This window comes from Mesorhizobium sp. M4B.F.Ca.ET.017.02.2.1 (assembly GCF_003998955.1).
GTDB lineage: Bacteria > Pseudomonadota > Alphaproteobacteria > Rhizobiales > Rhizobiaceae > Mesorhizobium > Mesorhizobium abyssinicae.
The window spans coordinates 1-244 of the sequence record NZ_RZOF01000754.1; the positions used below are offsets into that span (position 1 = coordinate 1).

Consider the following 244-nt stretch of genomic DNA (forward strand, 5'->3'; position numbering starts at 1 on the left):
GCTCGGAATTGTCGACCAGTTCCGGTTCGGACTGGTTCTTCCATTCGGCGGCGTTGCAGCCTTCGCAACCGCGCTCGTCCTGCTTGAACACCGTCTTGCCGTAGCGGTCCTGGATGCGGTCGATGAGATGCGCCCTGACGATGGGCGGATAGGAACTGCCGGGCGGCGTCTCGAAACAATAACCGAACGCTTGCCGCAGGCGCTGCATCGTCGGCTGATCGGCATGGATGTCGATCAGATGGCG

At 61.9% G+C, this 244-nt stretch carries 1 pseudogene; it reads right to left on the bottom strand.

The window, feature by feature from the left end:
• Positions 1-244: pseudogene (locus EN738_RS36725) on the bottom strand (hypothetical protein); the annotation flags it as partial.